At 67.6% G+C, this 14,520-nt stretch carries 16 protein-coding genes; 13 read left to right on the forward strand and 3 right to left on the reverse strand.

What is annotated here, in order from left to right; translation table 11 throughout:
- The first annotated feature begins 15 nt into the window (after positions 1 to 15).
- The gene (locus C795_RS0105845; protein WP_017792824.1) at positions 16 to 642 is read left to right on the forward strand and encodes a TetR/AcrR family transcriptional regulator C-terminal domain-containing protein; all 627 of its coding nucleotides are present in this window, start codon (positions 16 to 18) and stop codon (positions 640 to 642) included.
- 6 nt (positions 643 to 648) lie between these two features.
- On the opposite strand, the gene C795_RS0105850 is transcribed toward C795_RS0105845, so the two are convergent.
- On the reverse strand, positions 649 to 1,218 hold the full coding sequence (locus tag C795_RS0105850; protein ID WP_017792825.1) for a helix-turn-helix domain-containing protein: 570 nt from the start codon (positions 1,216 to 1,218) through the stop codon (positions 649 to 651).
- 22 nt (positions 1,219 to 1,240) lie between these two features.
- Between C795_RS0105850 and C795_RS15340 the strand changes: the two genes are divergently transcribed.
- The 5 genes from C795_RS15340 (at position 1,241) to codB (ending at position 5,962) form a co-directional block, all read left to right on the forward strand.
- Complete coding sequence (locus tag C795_RS15340) at positions 1,241 to 2,482, forward strand: benzoate/H(+) symporter BenE family transporter (RefSeq protein WP_051053764.1); 1,242 nt, start codon at positions 1,241 to 1,243, stop codon at positions 2,480 to 2,482.
- A 56-nt stretch (positions 2,483 to 2,538) separates the two neighbouring features.
- Positions 2,539 to 3,609 carry an alpha/beta hydrolase gene (locus tag C795_RS0105860; RefSeq protein WP_017792827.1) on the forward strand — a complete coding sequence of 357 codons (1,071 nt, stop codon included), beginning with the start codon at positions 2,539 to 2,541 and terminating at the stop codon, positions 3,607 to 3,609.
- A gap of 93 nt (positions 3,610 to 3,702) precedes the next feature.
- The gene (locus C795_RS0105865; RefSeq protein WP_017792828.1) at positions 3,703 to 4,044 is read left to right on the forward strand and encodes a YciI family protein; all 342 of its coding nucleotides are present in this window, start codon (positions 3,703 to 3,705) and stop codon (positions 4,042 to 4,044) included.
- Between the two features lie 80 nt (positions 4,045 to 4,124).
- Complete coding sequence (locus C795_RS0105870) at positions 4,125 to 4,643, forward strand: nucleoside deaminase (protein WP_017792829.1); 519 nt, start codon at positions 4,125 to 4,127, stop codon at positions 4,641 to 4,643.
- A 35-nt stretch (positions 4,644 to 4,678) separates the two neighbouring features.
- Positions 4,679 to 5,962: a cytosine permease gene (gene codB, locus C795_RS0105875; RefSeq protein ID WP_017792830.1), complete on the forward strand. Its 1,284-nt coding sequence runs from the start codon at positions 4,679 to 4,681 to the stop codon at positions 5,960 to 5,962.
- 66 nt (positions 5,963 to 6,028) lie between these two features.
- Here the strand turns inward: codB and C795_RS0105880 are convergent, their stop codons facing one another.
- Entirely contained in the window at positions 6,029 to 7,084 is a 1,056-nt protein-coding gene (locus tag C795_RS0105880) for a threonine aldolase family protein (protein ID WP_017792831.1), read from the reverse strand.
- A gap of 721 nt (positions 7,085 to 7,805) precedes the next feature.
- On the opposite strand from C795_RS0105880, the gene C795_RS15345 reads away from it, so the two are divergent.
- From C795_RS15345 to C795_RS0105900, 4 genes are all read left to right on the forward strand, one after another.
- Positions 7,806 to 8,741, forward strand: a complete 936-nt coding sequence (locus C795_RS15345) for an ABC transporter ATP-binding protein (protein ID WP_017792832.1) — start codon at positions 7,806 to 7,808, stop codon at positions 8,739 to 8,741.
- On the forward strand, positions 8,738 to 9,631 hold the full coding sequence (locus C795_RS0105890; RefSeq protein WP_017792833.1) for an ABC transporter permease: 894 nt from the start codon (positions 8,738 to 8,740) through the stop codon (positions 9,629 to 9,631). The genes C795_RS15345 and C795_RS0105890 overlap by 4 nt, the downstream gene beginning before the upstream one ends.
- Positions 9,632 to 9,720: 89 nt before the next feature.
- Positions 9,721 to 10,950: a sensor histidine kinase gene (locus C795_RS0105895; RefSeq protein WP_017792834.1), complete on the forward strand. Its 1,230-nt coding sequence runs from the start codon at positions 9,721 to 9,723 to the stop codon at positions 10,948 to 10,950.
- Positions 10,947 to 11,630, forward strand: coding sequence for a response regulator (locus tag C795_RS0105900; protein ID WP_026139485.1), 684 nt, complete (start codon positions 10,947 to 10,949; stop codon positions 11,628 to 11,630). The genes C795_RS0105895 and C795_RS0105900 overlap by 4 nt, the downstream gene beginning before the upstream one ends.
- Here C795_RS0105900 and C795_RS0105905 read toward each other — a convergent pair.
- A complete protein-coding gene (locus C795_RS0105905; RefSeq protein ID WP_017792836.1) occupies positions 11,590 to 12,090 on the reverse strand; it encodes a YbaK/EbsC family protein in 501 nt (166 codons plus the stop codon). The two genes, C795_RS0105900 and C795_RS0105905, sit on opposite strands and share 41 nt — an antisense overlap.
- Positions 12,091 to 12,274: 184 nt before the next feature.
- Between C795_RS0105905 and C795_RS15350 the strand changes: the two genes are divergently transcribed.
- From C795_RS15350 to C795_RS0105920, 3 genes are read left to right on the forward strand one after another with little or no spacing between them, the layout of a single operon-like run.
- Positions 12,275 to 12,754, forward strand: a complete 480-nt coding sequence (locus C795_RS15350; RefSeq protein WP_083879153.1) for a GntR family transcriptional regulator — start codon at positions 12,275 to 12,277, stop codon at positions 12,752 to 12,754.
- On the forward strand, positions 12,751 to 13,719 hold the full coding sequence (locus tag C795_RS0105915) for an ABC transporter ATP-binding protein (RefSeq protein WP_017792838.1): 969 nt from the start codon (positions 12,751 to 12,753) through the stop codon (positions 13,717 to 13,719). Before C795_RS15350 ends, C795_RS0105915 begins: the two co-directional genes overlap by 4 nt.
- A complete protein-coding gene (locus C795_RS0105920) occupies positions 13,716 to 14,426 on the forward strand; it encodes a hypothetical protein (protein WP_017792839.1) in 711 nt (236 codons plus the stop codon). The genes C795_RS0105915 and C795_RS0105920 overlap by 4 nt, the downstream gene beginning before the upstream one ends.
- Positions 14,427 to 14,520 lie beyond the last annotated feature (94 nt).

Below are 14,520 nucleotides of genomic sequence, written 5' to 3' on the forward strand. Positions count from 1 at the left end.
TCAAGGAGGACCCCCGTGGCACGACCCCGTATCGCCCGTCTCAGTCGAGAGATCATCGGCCGCGCCGCCATCGACTATGTCGAGGCCGGCCATAATCTGCAGCTTGTGCCGCTCGCGCACGAGCTCGAGGTGAGCGTCTCCTCGCTGTACCACCATGTGAAGGGACGCGATGGGGTGATCCAAGCGATGCGGCAGGTGCTGGTCGCCGAGTACGTGCCCGATGTGCCCGTGAGCGAGGGGGCCGACTGGGCGACCCGCGTGCGGGGCGAGGTCGAGGCGACCTGGCGCATGTACGCCGACCACCCGCGCGTGCTCGAGCTGATGCTTACCGTGGTTATCGACGAGCCCGCGGTACTGCGCTTTTACACGAGCCTCGTCGACGCGCTGAGGGAGGCGGGGGTGCCCGACGATGAAGTGCTCACCACGGTCGAAGTGCTCGACGCATTTACCTTTGGTGCAGCGTTCGATGCAATGTCACCCGACGAGATCATGAAGCCGGGTGAAGCCGACGGCAAGCTTGCCGAGCTGCTCTCGGTGCACCCGGTGGGCCGAGCGCGCAACCGGCTGATGTTCGACCGTGGTCTCGACCTGCTGATCGACGGGATCCGGGCCCGGGTGGCGCGAGGTGCTCGGGGGCAGTGATGCGCCTCATGTTGGGCGGGAACTCCCGTCGCCCAAGACTTGTGTCCGGTCTTGCGTCCGGTCTCGCGGGGTGATGATCACCAAGATACCCTCGCCGGGCCCGCGCACGGTGGTGTAGCGGTGTGGACCAGCACTTGACCAGGTGAATGTCTCACCTGCCTCGACGGTGGTTTCGTCGCCGACCGGGCCCACCCGCATCGCCCCCGAGGTGATGGTGAGGTGCTCGGTGACGTCTGCCCCGTGGCCAGGCGAGGTGTGATCGGCTCCCACCGGAAACTCTGCCCGAAACACTTCAACCGTATGCTCCGGCAAATGTCGCACGGAGAGGAGTACGGTGCGCAGGCCATTCTCCGACACCGAGTCGGCGCCTGGATCCTCACCGAGCAAGGCCGTCAGAGGAACCCCGAGGGGCTCGCAGATCGCATAGAGCGTCTCGACCGTGGGGTTGCGGCGGCCGGTCTCAATCTCAGAGAGGGATCCCTTTCCGACATTGGCGCGGCGCGCGAGCTCAGACAGACTCAATCCACGTTCAGTGCGGAGTTCGCGCAGGCGGGCGCCGAGATGGAGGAGGGGCATGAGCCCATGATACGTTCTGTATATGAAACGTTCCGTTAACGGAACGCGCGGGCGTGCCGCTCTATGGGTGCCCGTGGGGGCGGGTCTCGTCTGTAGCCTCGTGGCGTTCACGGCGGCCTTCGCAGTGGTGCTCAGCGGGCTGCAGGCAGTCGGGGCCACCCCGCGGCAGGCCGCCTCCGGGCTGCTCGCGGTCACCGTAACCATGGGTGCGGCGAGCATCTTGCTGTCGTGGCGCTACCGAATGCCCATCACCTCGGCCTGGTCAACGCCCGGCGCTGCGCTCCTGATGACGACGGGGCTCGTCACGGGCGGGTGGCCCGCAGCGGTCGGCGCGTTCATTGCCTGCGGCGTGCTGCTGACGGTCACCGGGCTGTGGCCGGGGCTCGCCAGGCTCGTGCAACGGATCCCGGTTCCCCTCGCGCAGGCGATGCTGGCGGGGATCCTGCTGCCGTTGTGCATCGCCCCGGTGTCGGCGCTCGTGACGAACCCCCTCCCGGTCGTCCCGATCGTGGTGACCTGGCTCGTGATGATGAGAGTGAGCCCGAAGTGGGCGGTGCCCTTGGCGCTCGCGGTTGGGATGATCGCAATTGTCGTGAGCCTGAACCTCTCAGGCTCGGTGCCCCAGGTGGCCGCGCTCGTCCCGCACATCGAGTGGACCACCCCCACGGTGACGCTGCAGGCCCTGACCGGGGTGGCGCTGCCGCTGTACATCGTGACGATGGCGTCGCAGAACATCCCCGGCGTCGCAGTCATGTCGAGCCTCGGATACACCGTGCCTTGGCGGCCAGCCCTCACGATCACCGGCATCGCCTCGATTGTGAGCGCCCCGATGGGAGGCCATGCAGTCAACCTCGCCGCACTCAGTGCCGCACTCGCCGCAGGCCCTGAGGCGGGCCCCAAAGACCGGCGTTGGATCGCCGGAGTCTCCGCTGGCGTGAGCTATGTCGTTCTCGGAATATTGAGCGCAGGCCTCGCGACCGCGGTGCTCGCCGCCCCCGAAGAGATCGTGCAGACGGTCGCAGGGATTGCGCTATTCGCTACCTTCGCCTCGGCATGCACGAGCGCCATGGCTGACCCCGCTCTCCGGCTGCCAGCGGCGGTCACGCTCGCCGTCGCAGCGTCGGGCGTTAGCGCCGGCGGCCTCAGCTCCGCCTTCTGGGCGCTGGTGGCCGGGATCGTGCTGGCCGCGTTGCTCTCGACTCGCTCCGGGAGCGGGAGTGGGAGCGGGATCGGGACGCGTGCGAGTGCGAAACGAGAACAATAACGAATGCCCCGGCGCTGCACGGTCATCGTGCTCCCGCATACACTCAAGGTGTGAGCATGCGACGTGGACCCCTGATCGGCGTAATCCTGGCGTGCGCGGCGCTCGCCGCCTGCCTCGTGGCGGTGCTGTGGCGCGGTGACACTCGCCCCGGTGGCGCGCGATCACACGCCGACCACACGCAGCCGCAGGCCGCCGCCGTGGACGACGTCGTCGCGACGTACAGCACCGCGACCGACAGCCCCGTGACCAATGTCATCGTCGCGGGCCCCGCGGCTCGATCCGGAGCCACACAGGCCCAGCCCACCGGCGGCATCAACCGCGTGGGATCCGCGGAGATCCCGGTGCGCCGCTACGACCCCGCTGGCGGCGAGGAGCCCTGGGCTGTGCTCGTGTGGGCCCACGGGGGTTCGTTCGTGCGCGGCGGGCTCGACATGCCCGAGGCCGACTGGACAGCGCGCCAGTTCGCAGCGGCAGGCATGCGCGTGTACTCCGTCGACTACGTCCTCGCGAGCGACACCGTGAAGGCGCCGGCTCCCGCGAACGACGTGGCCGCGGTGGCCCGCTGGGTCGCGCGCACCGAGGATGTCCCGCTGCTCATCGGCGGGGCGAGCGCGGGTGCGCACCTCGCGACGCTCGCCGCCCTCGACCGTGCCGAGGCGGCCGCGGCCGGTGAGGGCGAGGCGGCCGCGGCCCTGCTGCTCGAGTACCCCACAATGCACCGGGTGCAGCGTGCCGACGCCGCGATCGCGACGGCGACTGCGGGACTCGCTGAGGGGCTGCGATTTGATCCGGATCGCATCGAGCAGATGTACGCGACGCATCTGGGCGATGCCGAGGGGGCGGGGCTCGACCCGGCGCGTCTCGTAGCGGGGGAAATTGCGGCTGAACGGCTCGCGCTCTTGCCCCCGACTGTGATCGTCAACGCCGAGCTCGACGACCTGCGCGCTTCGGGCGAGCAGTTTGCTGAGCAGCTCGCGATGGCGCGGGTGCGTGTCGTTGAGTACACGCAGGCGGGCGTGGCGCACGGGTACTTGAATCGGCCGGCGGAATCGGACGAGGCGCTCGCGAGTGCGCAGCAGACGATTGATCGGTTTGTGGCGGGTGCGCGGGACGCATTGGGTGGGTAGCCTCTCGACGCATCGCCCGCTTCGTGACACGATGGGGTGACCCGGGTGCGCCAGCGGAGTCGCGCTCAGACCGCTCAAAGATTGGAGCGCACGATGCGTTATTTACTGCTTGTTCAAGGGTCCACGTCAGAGGAAGTCGCTGCCCGCGACGCGGGCCGGATCGAGGCCGACATCGCGTTCGCCGCGAGGTTCGACGACGAATTACTGGCGTCGTCGGAGCTTGAGTGGAGCGAGGTGCTCGGAACCGTTGACAGGTCGCGCGTGGTCAGCCCCGACGGCGAGGCCTGGGCGGGCGGCGTGACCGGGGTATCCCGGGTATGGGCTGTGCGGGTCGGCACGGTCGACCGCGCGCACGACCTGGCAGCTCGCATCGCAAGCGAGCTCGGGGTGAATGTCGAGGTGCGCGAGTGTTTGGTGGGAGCGCAGCGGCCGTAGCGCTCAAGAACAGGCCAACGCACGGTATCCGGATTCGCCCGGGGCTGAGCAACGCAACACCCGCAAGGTACGATTTTGGTATGCAACTCAGTGACAACGACGCAAAGTACCTTGGCCTCGCCATCGAGCAGGCCGAGCTCGGATGGAATGAGGGCGGCGTTCCCATTGGAGCCGTGCTCGTGCATCACAGCAAGGACGGCGACAAGGTGCTCGCCGTCGGCCGCAACCAGCGCGTGCAGATGGGTAGCGCGATCCGCCACGGCGAGACCGACTGCCTCGAGAACGCGGGCCGTCTGCCGGCCAGCGTGTACCGCGAGTGCACCCTCTACACGACGCTGTCACCCTGCACGATGTGCGCCGGCACTGCGATCCTGTATGACATTCCCCGTATCGTGATCGGAGAGAACCGCAGCTTCCAGGCCTCCGAAGAGTGGCTGCGCAGTAAGGGTACCGAGCTGGTCGTCGCCGACGACGCGACCTGCATCGGCCTCATGGACCGCATGATGACCGAGCGCCCCGAGATCTGGGCCGAGGACATCGGAGTCGAGACGAGCGACCTGCGCGAGAATAGCGCCGACGCACACACCACGACCGCGTGAGCCCGCGAGACACGGCGCAGACAGAGTCTGCGCCCATGACGGCTGCCCAAAAGCCCGAGGCCGACACCGCCCCGGTCATCGACCTCGACTACCCGGTGACCCCGGTGCCGACCCACGCGCGCAAGGGGTTCTTCTCGCTCGCGGTCGTGCTGCTCGGCTTCACGGTCTTCACCCCGACGATGGTGGCCGGCGCCTCGCTCGGCGAGAGTTTCGGCCTCACCGATCTGCTGATCGTCATCACGCTCGGCTCGCTCGTGCTCGGAGCCTACGTTGCGGCGCTCGGCTGGATCGGTGCCCGCACCGGCCTCACGACCGTGGTGATGGCCCGCTACACGCTGGGCACGCGCGGCTCGAAGCTCGCCTCGCTGCTGCTGGGTGGCACCCAGGTCGGCTGGTACGGCGTGTGCATCGGCATGATCGGCGACCTGACCGCGCAGGCATTTGGCTGGGAAGGCTACGGCGCCAGGGCCGCCATCATGATCGCCGTCAGCGCGCTCATGTGCGTCACCGCCTGCTACGGCTACCGCGGCATGTACTGGGTGTCGCTCATCTCGACCCCGCTGATTCTGGTGCTCGCGTTCTGGGTGCTGTCGCGCTCGCTCGACGAGGTCGGTGGCTGGGCGGGCCTCGCCGCGATTCAGCCCGAATCCAAGATGACGATCGCGGTCGCGATCACGGCGGTCGTGGGCACGTTCGTGTCGGCCGGATCGCAGGCCCCCAACTGGACGCGCTTCGCCAAGTCGGGCCGTCAGGCCGTGCTCGCCTGCGCGACCGGGTTCTTGATCGGCAACGCGTTGATGATCTTCTTCGGTGCGGTCGGCGCAATCTCGTTCGGCGAGGGTGACTTCGTGCTCGTGCTGTACCAGCTCGGCCTCATCGGCTGGGGGCTCTTCCTGCTGTTTGGCAACCTCTGGAAGTCGAACGCCGACGCCGCCTACTCCTTCGGGGTTGCCGGCGCCGAGATGTTCGAGAAGCCGAGCAAGACCCGCTTCGTGATCGTGGGATCCATTATCGGCACCGTGCTCGCGCTCGTCGGCGTGCACGAGCACCTGCCGCAGTATCTCGGCATGCTCGGCACGTTTATTCCGCCCCTCGGTGGCGTGATCATCGGCGACTACCTCGCGCGCTGGCGTCGCACCCAGATGCCCGAGGGTGAGAAGCTGCCGCGCTTCAACTTGGTCACGCTCGGCATCTACCTGTTCTCGTGCCTGCTCGCCTGGCTTGCCGGGTTCTACGAGTTGGGGATTCCGCCCGTCATTGGCATTTTGGCCGCGCTCGTGCTGTCGATCGCGCTCGCACGGCTCTCCCCGCGCAAGTAGTCGCGGGCGTCTACAAAACCGGCCGGAGATCTGAGATCTCCGGCCGGTTTTGTACGTTGGCGTGCCCTAGCCCGCGAGCGCCGCGAGCAGCGCGTCGACGTCTTCCTCGCGCGTATCGAACGCGCACATCAGCCGGTACAGTCCCGGCTCGGTAGGCCATTCCCCAAACCGGAAGTCGGCTTGCGCACGCACCGCGACGCCCTGCGGCAGCAGCGCGAACACGGCGTTCGACTCGACGGGCTGGGCGATCCGGATCGCGGAATCCGCGGCACCGAGCGCCTCAATGCCGGCCGCGAGCCGGGCCGCCATCGCGTTGGCGTGCGTGGCAGATCGACGCCACAGGTCGCCCTCGTAGAGGGCGTTGAGCTGAGCCGAGATGAATCGCATCTTCGAGGCGAGCTGCAGGTTCATCTTGCGGAGGAATTCCATGCCCTGAGCAGCACCTGGCGTGAGCACGATGATGGCCTCGGCGCCCATGAGCCCGTTCTTCGTGCCGCCTAGGCTCACGATGTCGACGCCCGCGTCGGTCGTGAGTTCGGCGAGCGACGCCCCGAGGTGCGCCGCCGCATTGCCGAGTCGCGAGCCGTCGACGTGCAGCAGCATGCCGTGCTCGTGCGCCTGATCGGCGAGCGCGCGAATCTCATCGGCGGTGTAGCACGTGCCCAATTCGGTAACCTGCGAGATGGACACCGCGAGCGGCTGGGCGCGGTGCGCATTGCCCCAGCCCCACGCCTCGCGGGCGACGAGCTCGGGCGTGAGTTTGCCGTCGGGCGTATCGACGGTGAGGAGCTTGAGCCCGCCCGTCTTCTCGGGCGCCCCCGTCTCGTCGCAGTTGATGTGCGCGGTGCGGGCGCAGATCACCGCTCCCCAGCGGGGCAGAATCGCCTGCAGCGCGAGCACGTTCGCCCCGGTGCCGTTCAGTACGGGAACTGCCTCGGCATGGACGCCAAAGAGCTCCTTCGCGAGCGCGTGAAACTGCGCCGTGTGGGAGTCGCCACCGTATGCGGGTTCGTAGCCCGCGTTGGCGGCAACGATCGCGTCAAGCACCTCGGGGTGCACGCCCGCCCAATTGTCTGAGGCGAATGATCGGGTAGCTGCACTGCTGGAGTTCGTCTGAGTCACGAGTCCAGCCTATGACTTCGGGCACTCCGGGCGCGCACGGATCGCGGTTATGCACAGCCCTGTGGACCTATCCACGGAGCTATCCCCGAAGTTATCCACAGGGGTTATCCACCTGTGTATAACAGTGTCGGATTCCTCCACAATCCGTGGAGAAATCGAAAACAGCGTGCTGGTGCCTGTGGATTACCCGCCGCGCCCGAGTCGCAGTCTCGTTTTTCACAAGTTACCCACAGATCTATCCCCAGCTGTGAGTAGTTACATCGGTGTAGTTCTGAAAATGGGGGTGTGAATAACTTCCGCGCCAGGATGTGCCCTCGAGGGTGGGTTCGTTCGCCCAGAATTCCACACTTTTGGCCGCGTTAACGCTGCGAATTTGGGGCTCGGGGGAGCGTGCGGCCGTTGAGTCTGCCTGCAGTGCCACTTTCGGGTGGTTTGTCGGGGCCGAGGGCGCGTGCCTGTGGATAGTTACAGCCGTGTAATTCAACAGCTGTGGGAACGAAAAGCGCCCAAACTTCGTTATGAACTCAACGAACTTTAGTCGGTCCGCGCGTCGCCCGGGCGCGCCCCACACAATGTTGCCCACAGGTTGAGGGGTGAAATGTGGATAACTTTGCGGCATCGAGAGCGGCGCTGCGGTGCCCGCCATCCACCGACCGGTGGATGCCGATTTCAGTCGCTCGGTCACTGTTGCCCGCGCTGCAAAGCGGGAAAGCTTGACAGCATGAACACTCATGACGAACCCAGCGCCCTCCGGGTGCGAGGGCTCACGAAGCGCTACGGTGCGCAGCTCGTGCTCGACGGCGTCGACCTCGACATCGCTCGTGGTGAAACCTACGCGCTGCTCGGGCCGAATGGTGCGGGCAAGAGCACGACCATCGAGATGCTCGAGGGAATCAGGCGACCCGACGGCGGGGAGGTGCGGGTGCTGGGGGAGGATCCGCTTCACGCGCCGCGATCCTGGCGGTCGCGCATCGGTATCGTCGCTCAGGGCACGGGCGACCTCGGCCGCTACACGCCGCGCGAGCTCGTGCAGCACTTCGGGTCGCTCGCACCCAACCCGCGCGGCACCGACGAAGTCCTCGACCTGGTCGGGCTCACGGCCCACGCGGGCAAGCGCGCGACGAAGCTCTCGGGCGGCCAACAGCGCCGGCTCGACGTCGCGCTCGGCATCGTGGGTCGCCCTGAACTGTTGTTCCTCGACGAGCCCACCACCGGCTTCGACCCCGAGGCCCGCCGCCAGTTCTGGGACATGCTGGGCGGGCTCTCGAACGAGGGCACCTCGATTCTGCTCACCACCCACTATCTCGACGAGGCGGCGCACCTCGCCGACCGCGTCGGCGTGCTCACCGGCGGCGTCATCGTTGCCGAGGCGCCGCCGCAGCTGCTGGGCGGGGCTGAAGCGCGCGTGCCGATCGTGCGCTGGCGTAGCGATGACGGTACGTGGCACGAGCAGCGCACGGACGCCCCGGGTGCCCTCGTCAGCGCGCTCGTGAGCGAGCTCGGCCCGCAGGGGGAACCCAACGGGCTCGAGGTGCGCAGGCCGTCGCTCGAAGACATCTATCTCGGCCTGATCGGTGCGCAGGCACAACAGGCCGCCGAGCCTGCGCCTGGCGCGAATGCCGACCCGGCGCACAAGAAAGCACAGGCGACACGATGAACAAGCAACTGGCGCACACGGCCGAGGTAGGCCCGGGCGGGGCGCGATCCGGATCGCACACCGCGGGAGCAGGTAGACCCGTGGGCTTCTTGCGCGCGGGCGCCGCGGCGATGCGCATGGAGCTGCGCGGCTACTTTCGCACGCCAGACACGGTGTTCTTCACCTTCCTGTTTCCGATTCTGATGCTGGGCATTTTTGGCGTCGCATTTGAATCGGTCGGCAAGATTGGGGCGCTGCCCGACGGCACCGGCGGCATCACGATGGCCGAGTACTATCTGCCGGGCATGGTGGCCGCAGGGCTGTTGCTGTCGGGGGTGCAAAACCTCGCGATCGACATCGCGCGCGAGCGCAGCGAGGGGTGGTTGCGCAGGCTTGGCGGCACCTCGATCTCGCCTGTGTCCTACTTCTTGGGCAAGGCCGGCATGATTCTCGTCACCTCGATCGCGCAGACCGCGCTGCTCATCGCGTTCGCGGTGTTTGCGCTCGGCGTCTCGCTGCCGAGTGACCCGGCCCTGTGGCTGCGGTTTGCGTGGGTGTTCGTGTTGGGTCTCGCCACGATGACGCTGCTGGGTGTCGCGCTCTCCGCGCTGCCGCGGTCATCGCGCAGTGCCACCGCGGTCGTGCTGCCCATCGTGCTGCTGCTGCAGTTCATCTCGGGTGTCTACCTGCAGTTTTCGATGCTGCCCGGGTGGTTGCAAGACACAGCCTCGCTGTTTCCGCTGAAGTGGCTCGCGCAGGGCATGCGCAGCGTGTTTCTGCCCGATCACTTCGCGGCGGCCGAGGTGGGGGGATCGTGGGATCTGGGGCTCGTCGCGCTCAACCTCGTGGGCTGGCTCGTCGCGGGGCTCGTCTTGAGTTTCTTCACCTTCAAGTGGGTGCGGCGATCGTGACGGACAGCGCGTGTTCTAGGGGCACTCGTGCCCGATTCGGGGGCACACCCGCCCGCCTTAATGTCGCTGGCTCGTGAGAGAGTGAACACATGATCGACGCCCCGCCCCTCACCCGCAGGCCGCTGCTGTGGTGGGACGTGGGCATTGCGGGGCTCGCCCTCGTGCTGTGCATCCCGGGTGGAGCGGGCGCCCTCGACTGGTCCGACACTGCCGAGGGCTGGGGCGGCCGGCTCGCCCTCAATCTCGGCGTGCTCGCGGCGTTCGTGCTGCTGTATGTGGTGCTCGGTCGCGGGGCACTGCTGCGGGGCATATGCGACGAGCAGCCTACTGGGCGTAGCTTCGCCTACCTCGCCTCGCTCGTGCTCGTGCTCGGGGTGGCCACCGCGGTCGAGCCCAGCTATGCCAGCCTGCAGGCGCTTGCGCACCCGATCACCTGGATCATCGTGGTTCGCTACCGCAATGCCATCATCTGGAGCGCGCTGCTGGCCTCCGCCGTGGGCATTGGGTCGGGCATTGCGTATGTGCGGGTAGGAATCGAGGATCCGATCTGGACGGCCCTTGTGATCGCCGGGATCTCGTTCGGTTTCTCGGTGATTCTGGGCACCTGGATCACCCGCATCTTCGCGCAGTCCGAGCGGTACCGGGCCATCGCGGATGAGCTGCGCCGGACGCAGCGGGAGGTCGCCGCGCTGTCGACCGAGGCGGGGGCGGCCCAGGAGCGTGAGCGCCTGTCGCGCGAACTGCACGACACCCTCACCCAGACGCTCGCGGGGCTGGTCATGCTGAGTGAACAGGCCACCCGAGCCTTCGACGCGGGCGACCAGGGGCGGGCTCGCGACCGCCTCGAACGGGTCGAATCGGCGGCGCGCGAGGCCGTGGCGGAGGCGCGGGCACTCGTCGCGACGACGCAGCCGCTCGGCGATGGCGGGCTCGAGGCCGCAATTGCACGGGTGGCTTCGCGCATGCGCGCCGACACCGGGCTCGCGATCGACTGCGTCATCGAGCCCGTCGCGCTCGACCGCGAGGCGCAGGTCGTGCTGCTGCGCGCGGCCCAAGAGGGGCTCGCGAACGCCCGCAAGCACGCGCGCGCCACCCGGGTTGACGTGACTCTGAGTAACGAACCGAACGGGGGCGCTCACTTGAGCATTGCGGATGACGGAGTGGGGCCAGGCGACCTCGCCCATGCAGATGGCTTCGGCCTCAGCGGCCTCGCCGAACGAGTGCGCGCGGTGGGCGGCGAGGTGCAGTTCGGGCCCGGGCAGCGCGGCGGCGCGCTGCTTCAGGTCCGGCTCCCGGGCAGCGGAGGGGGCGCGGCATGATCCGGATCATGGTCGTCGACGATCACCCCATAGTGCGTTCGGGCGTGACCGGGCTGCTCGAAACCGAACCGGACTTCGAGGTCGTCGCCGAGGCCGCCTCGGGGGAGGCGGCGCTGGAGCTCCTCGAGTCGGTGCGGCCCCACGTGGTGCTCATGGACCTGCGCATGCCCGGCGTGGGCGGAGTCGAGGCGACGCGGCGCATTGTGGCCACCGGCACCGGAGCGCCCCGCGTGCTCGTGTTCACCACCTACGAGGACGACGACCAAATCCTCGCCGCCATCGAGGCCGGTGCGAGCGGTTACCTCGTGAAGGCGGGCCCGGCCGAAGAGCTCGCGGCCGGGGTGCGCGCGGTCGCCGCCGGTCAGACGGTGCTCGCGCCCTCGATCGCGGCCCAGCTCGTCGCGCGAGCATCGGGTGCGATGGGGTTGGGATCCGGATCTGGGCCCGGCCCCCAGGCCGCCCCCAAGCTGACGCCGCGAGAAACCGAGATTCTCGGGCTTGTGGCCGAGGGGCTCAGCAACCCGGCCATCGCGGCCCGGCTGTTCATCGGAGAGTCGACGGTGAAGACCCACCTGCTGCACGTGTTCGAGAAGCTGGGGGTGAACGACCGCACCCGCGCGGTGATGCGCGCGATGGAGCTTAGGCTTCTGCCGGAGCCGCCTCGCGCCAGCCGGTCGTGACATCGACCCAAGTGACGGCGCCGCTGAGCGCCTGAAGCGCATCGATATTGATCTCGACGGCTGAGGCGGCGGTGCCCGCGGCAGGGAAGACGGTGGTGAAGCGGCGCAGCGACTCGTCGAGGTACACGCGTGCCTCGCCGGGGTTCGCGAACGGGCACACCCCACCCGCGGGGTAACCGGTGAGCGGTGCGACGTCCTCGCTGCGCAACATGCGGGGCTTGCCGCCGAACTGCCGCTTGAACATGCCTCCGTTGACCTTCGCGTCGCCGGCGGCCACGACAAGCACCGCGCGTTCGGGCGTCTCGGGGTCGTAAAAGCCGAGCGTCTTGGCGATGCGCGCGGGGGCGGTGCCGACCTTCTCGGCCGCGAGTTCAACGGTCGCGCTCGACTCGGTGAACTCCAAAATCTCGCCCGACCAACCCTGCTCGGTGAGGTGCTCGCGCACGCGGCTGACTCCCATGTCCCGTCCTTTCGTTGACTGTGAGCCAGCCTATCCGCGTGGATTGTGGGGATACCGGCAAAAACTTTCGCCAAGGGGTTGACAGCGAAACCCGCACCTCCTAGGTTCATTAGTGAAGTAACTAACCAACGGAGTGGCGGTCGCCTACGGCAGCTACTCCGAGAACCGCGAAGGGAGGTGGCTCATGTTCGACGACGCCCGCCCCATCTTTATGCAGCTGGCCGAGCAGATCGAAGACGACGTGCTGCGCGGCGTCTACGCTGAGGAGGCCCAAGTGCCCTCCACCAACGAACTCGCCGCATTCTTGCGCATCAACCCCGCCACGGCCGGCAAGGCGCTCAACCGCCTCGTCGACGCTGGAGTGCTCTACAAGCGCCGCGGTATCGGCATGTTCGTGTCGGCCGGCGCAAAGGCCCTCATCGGGTCGCAGCGCCAGGGCGACTTCGTCGCCAGCTACGTTGAGCCACTCGTCGCCGAGGCGCGCAATCTCGGGCTGGCTCAACGAGACGTGATCCGGCTCATTGAGAACGCGGGTGCCTGGAGCACCGCGGATCCCGAGATCCCCGTGCTGCACGCCGAGCGTGAGCAGCCGCGCGGCAGCACCGCCGCGACCCCCACAGACACTGAACCGCAGGACCTCACCGCAAAGGAGGCGGCGAAATGACCGCTATAGCCATTGAAACTCGGGGGCTCACCCGCCGGTACCGCGGCGCCACGGCGCTCGACGATGTGACGCTCGACATTCACGAGAACGTCATCACCGGGCTGCTGGGCCGCAACGGAGCGGGCAAGACCACCCTCATGTCGCTCATCACGGCGCAGGATCAGCCGAGCTCCGGCGTCCTCCGCGTCGACGGACACGAGCCGTTTGAGAACGCCGAGATCTGCGAGCGCATGTGCTTCGTGCGTGACAACCAGCGCTACCCCGACGACTACAAGCTGCGGCACGCGATTCGCGCGGCCCGCATCGCCTACCCCGGCTGGTCGCAGCCGCTCGCCGACCGGCTCATCGAGCTGTTCCGCATTCCTGCCAAGAGCATCGTGAAGAAGTTTTCGCGCGGCCAGCTCTCAGCGCTCGGCATCGTGATCGGGCTCGCGGCCCGCGCCCCCATCACCTTCTTCGACGAGCCCTACCTGGGCCTCGACGCCACCGCCCGCACCATCTTCTACGATGAGCTGCTGCGCGATTACGCCGAACACCCCCGCACGATCGTGCTCTCCACGCACCTCATCGACGAGATGGACCGCCTGCTCGAACGCGTCATCGTGCTCGACCAGGGGCGGGTCGTCAAGCACGACGATGTCGACGACCTGCGTGCCAGCGCGTTCCAGGTTTCGGGCCGCGCCGAGGCGCTCGAGAACTTTGTCGCTGGCCGACAGGTGCTTTCACGGCGCAGCATCGGCGGCCTCGCCACCGCGGTCGTCGAGGGCAGCCTCCCCGCCGAGGACCGTGGCGCTGCCGCAAGCCAAAACCTCGACCTCAGCGCGGTGTCGCTGCAGGAACTCGTCGCCGCCTACGGCTTCGTCGATACGGGTGCAGCCGGCGCCGCCGGATCCGGATCAGACCCAGCATCCCCCACAGATCACCCCGCGAGCACTCGCGGCCGCAAGGAACGGAGCGCAGCATGAACCGCACACTCAAGGTGACGAAGCTGCAGCTGGTTAAACTCAGCGGCTTCGCCCTGACCCCAGTCTTCATCCTCGCGATCGTCATGCTCGCGTCGATCATCATTAGCCTCGCGCTCCAGCGCGCCGGCGTCACTCCCGATCAGGCCGACTATGTTGAGGGTGCGCGCAACAACCCGGCAATCGCCTGGTCGCTGCCCGGCTTCCTCATCTACTACGGTGTGCAGGCGGTTTCGACGACCTACCCGTTTGCGCTCGCGCTCGGCACCACACGCCGCAACTTCATCCTCGGCACGTTCCTCGCAAACGCACTGCAGGCGGCCTATGTCGCGCTGCTGCTGCTTGCGCTGCTGGGACTCGAACTGGCCACCGGGCACTGGTTCACAAACTCGTACGTGCTCGACACGTACGTGATGGGCGCGGGCAATCCGTGGATCCTGCTCGTGACAGGATTCCTGGGAGTGCTCGGCTGCCTGACGATCGGTGGCGTATTCGGCGCCATCTGGGTGCGCTTTGGGTCGAAGGGGCCAGCGATTCTCGGCCTCGCTCTGGGACTCGCAGCGGCGATTGCGTTGCTGATTGTCGCCCCCAACATTGGTGAGATCTTCGCCTCGATCACCGGGGCAGACCTGGCCCTCGCCGCTGGTGCGATCATGCTGGTCTCACTCATCGCGACCTGGTTCGCGATGCGTCGCGCATCGGTGCGATAGCGCGGCACGAGTCGGCCCTTGGGTCAAAAATGCGGGGGTTTGTCTGCTTCTGAACGATTCAGAAGCAGACAAACCCCCGCATTTTCGATCCGGA

The organism is Leucobacter salsicius M1-8, from assembly GCF_000350525.1.
GTDB classification, from domain to species: Bacteria; Actinomycetota; Actinomycetes; order Actinomycetales; family Microbacteriaceae; genus Leucobacter; species Leucobacter salsicius.

Excerpts from the sequence above, each read along its gene's own strand:
- C795_RS0105850 (WP_017792825.1), bottom strand. The coding sequence starts at position 1,218 with ATGCCCCTCCTCCATCTCGGCGCCCGCCTGCGCGAACTCCGCACTGAA.
- C795_RS15340 (WP_051053764.1), top strand. The coding sequence starts at position 1,241 with ATGAAACGTTCCGTTAACGGAACGCGCGGGCGTGCCGCTCTATGGGTG.
- C795_RS0105860 (WP_017792827.1), top strand. The coding sequence starts at position 2,539 with ATGCGACGTGGACCCCTGATCGGCGTAATCCTGGCGTGCGCGGCGCTC.
- C795_RS0105865 (WP_017792828.1), top strand. The coding sequence starts at position 3,703 with ATGCGTTATTTACTGCTTGTTCAAGGGTCCACGTCAGAGGAAGTCGCT.
- C795_RS0105870 (WP_017792829.1), top strand. The coding sequence starts at position 4,125 with ATGCAACTCAGTGACAACGACGCAAAGTACCTTGGCCTCGCCATCGAG.
- codB (WP_017792830.1), top strand. The coding sequence starts at position 4,679 with ATGACGGCTGCCCAAAAGCCCGAGGCCGACACCGCCCCGGTCATCGAC.
- C795_RS15345 (WP_017792832.1), top strand. The coding sequence starts at position 7,806 with ATGAACACTCATGACGAACCCAGCGCCCTCCGGGTGCGAGGGCTCACG.
- C795_RS0105890 (WP_017792833.1), top strand. The coding sequence starts at position 8,738 with ATGAACAAGCAACTGGCGCACACGGCCGAGGTAGGCCCGGGCGGGGCG.
- C795_RS0105895 (WP_017792834.1), top strand. The coding sequence starts at position 9,721 with ATGATCGACGCCCCGCCCCTCACCCGCAGGCCGCTGCTGTGGTGGGAC.
- C795_RS0105900 (WP_026139485.1), top strand. The coding sequence starts at position 10,947 with ATGATCCGGATCATGGTCGTCGACGATCACCCCATAGTGCGTTCGGGC.
- C795_RS0105905 (WP_017792836.1), bottom strand. The coding sequence starts at position 12,090 with ATGGGAGTCAGCCGCGTGCGCGAGCACCTCACCGAGCAGGGTTGGTCG.
- C795_RS15350 (WP_083879153.1), top strand. The coding sequence starts at position 12,275 with ATGTTCGACGACGCCCGCCCCATCTTTATGCAGCTGGCCGAGCAGATC.
- C795_RS0105915 (WP_017792838.1), top strand. The coding sequence starts at position 12,751 with ATGACCGCTATAGCCATTGAAACTCGGGGGCTCACCCGCCGGTACCGC.
- C795_RS0105920 (WP_017792839.1), top strand. The coding sequence starts at position 13,716 with ATGAACCGCACACTCAAGGTGACGAAGCTGCAGCTGGTTAAACTCAGC.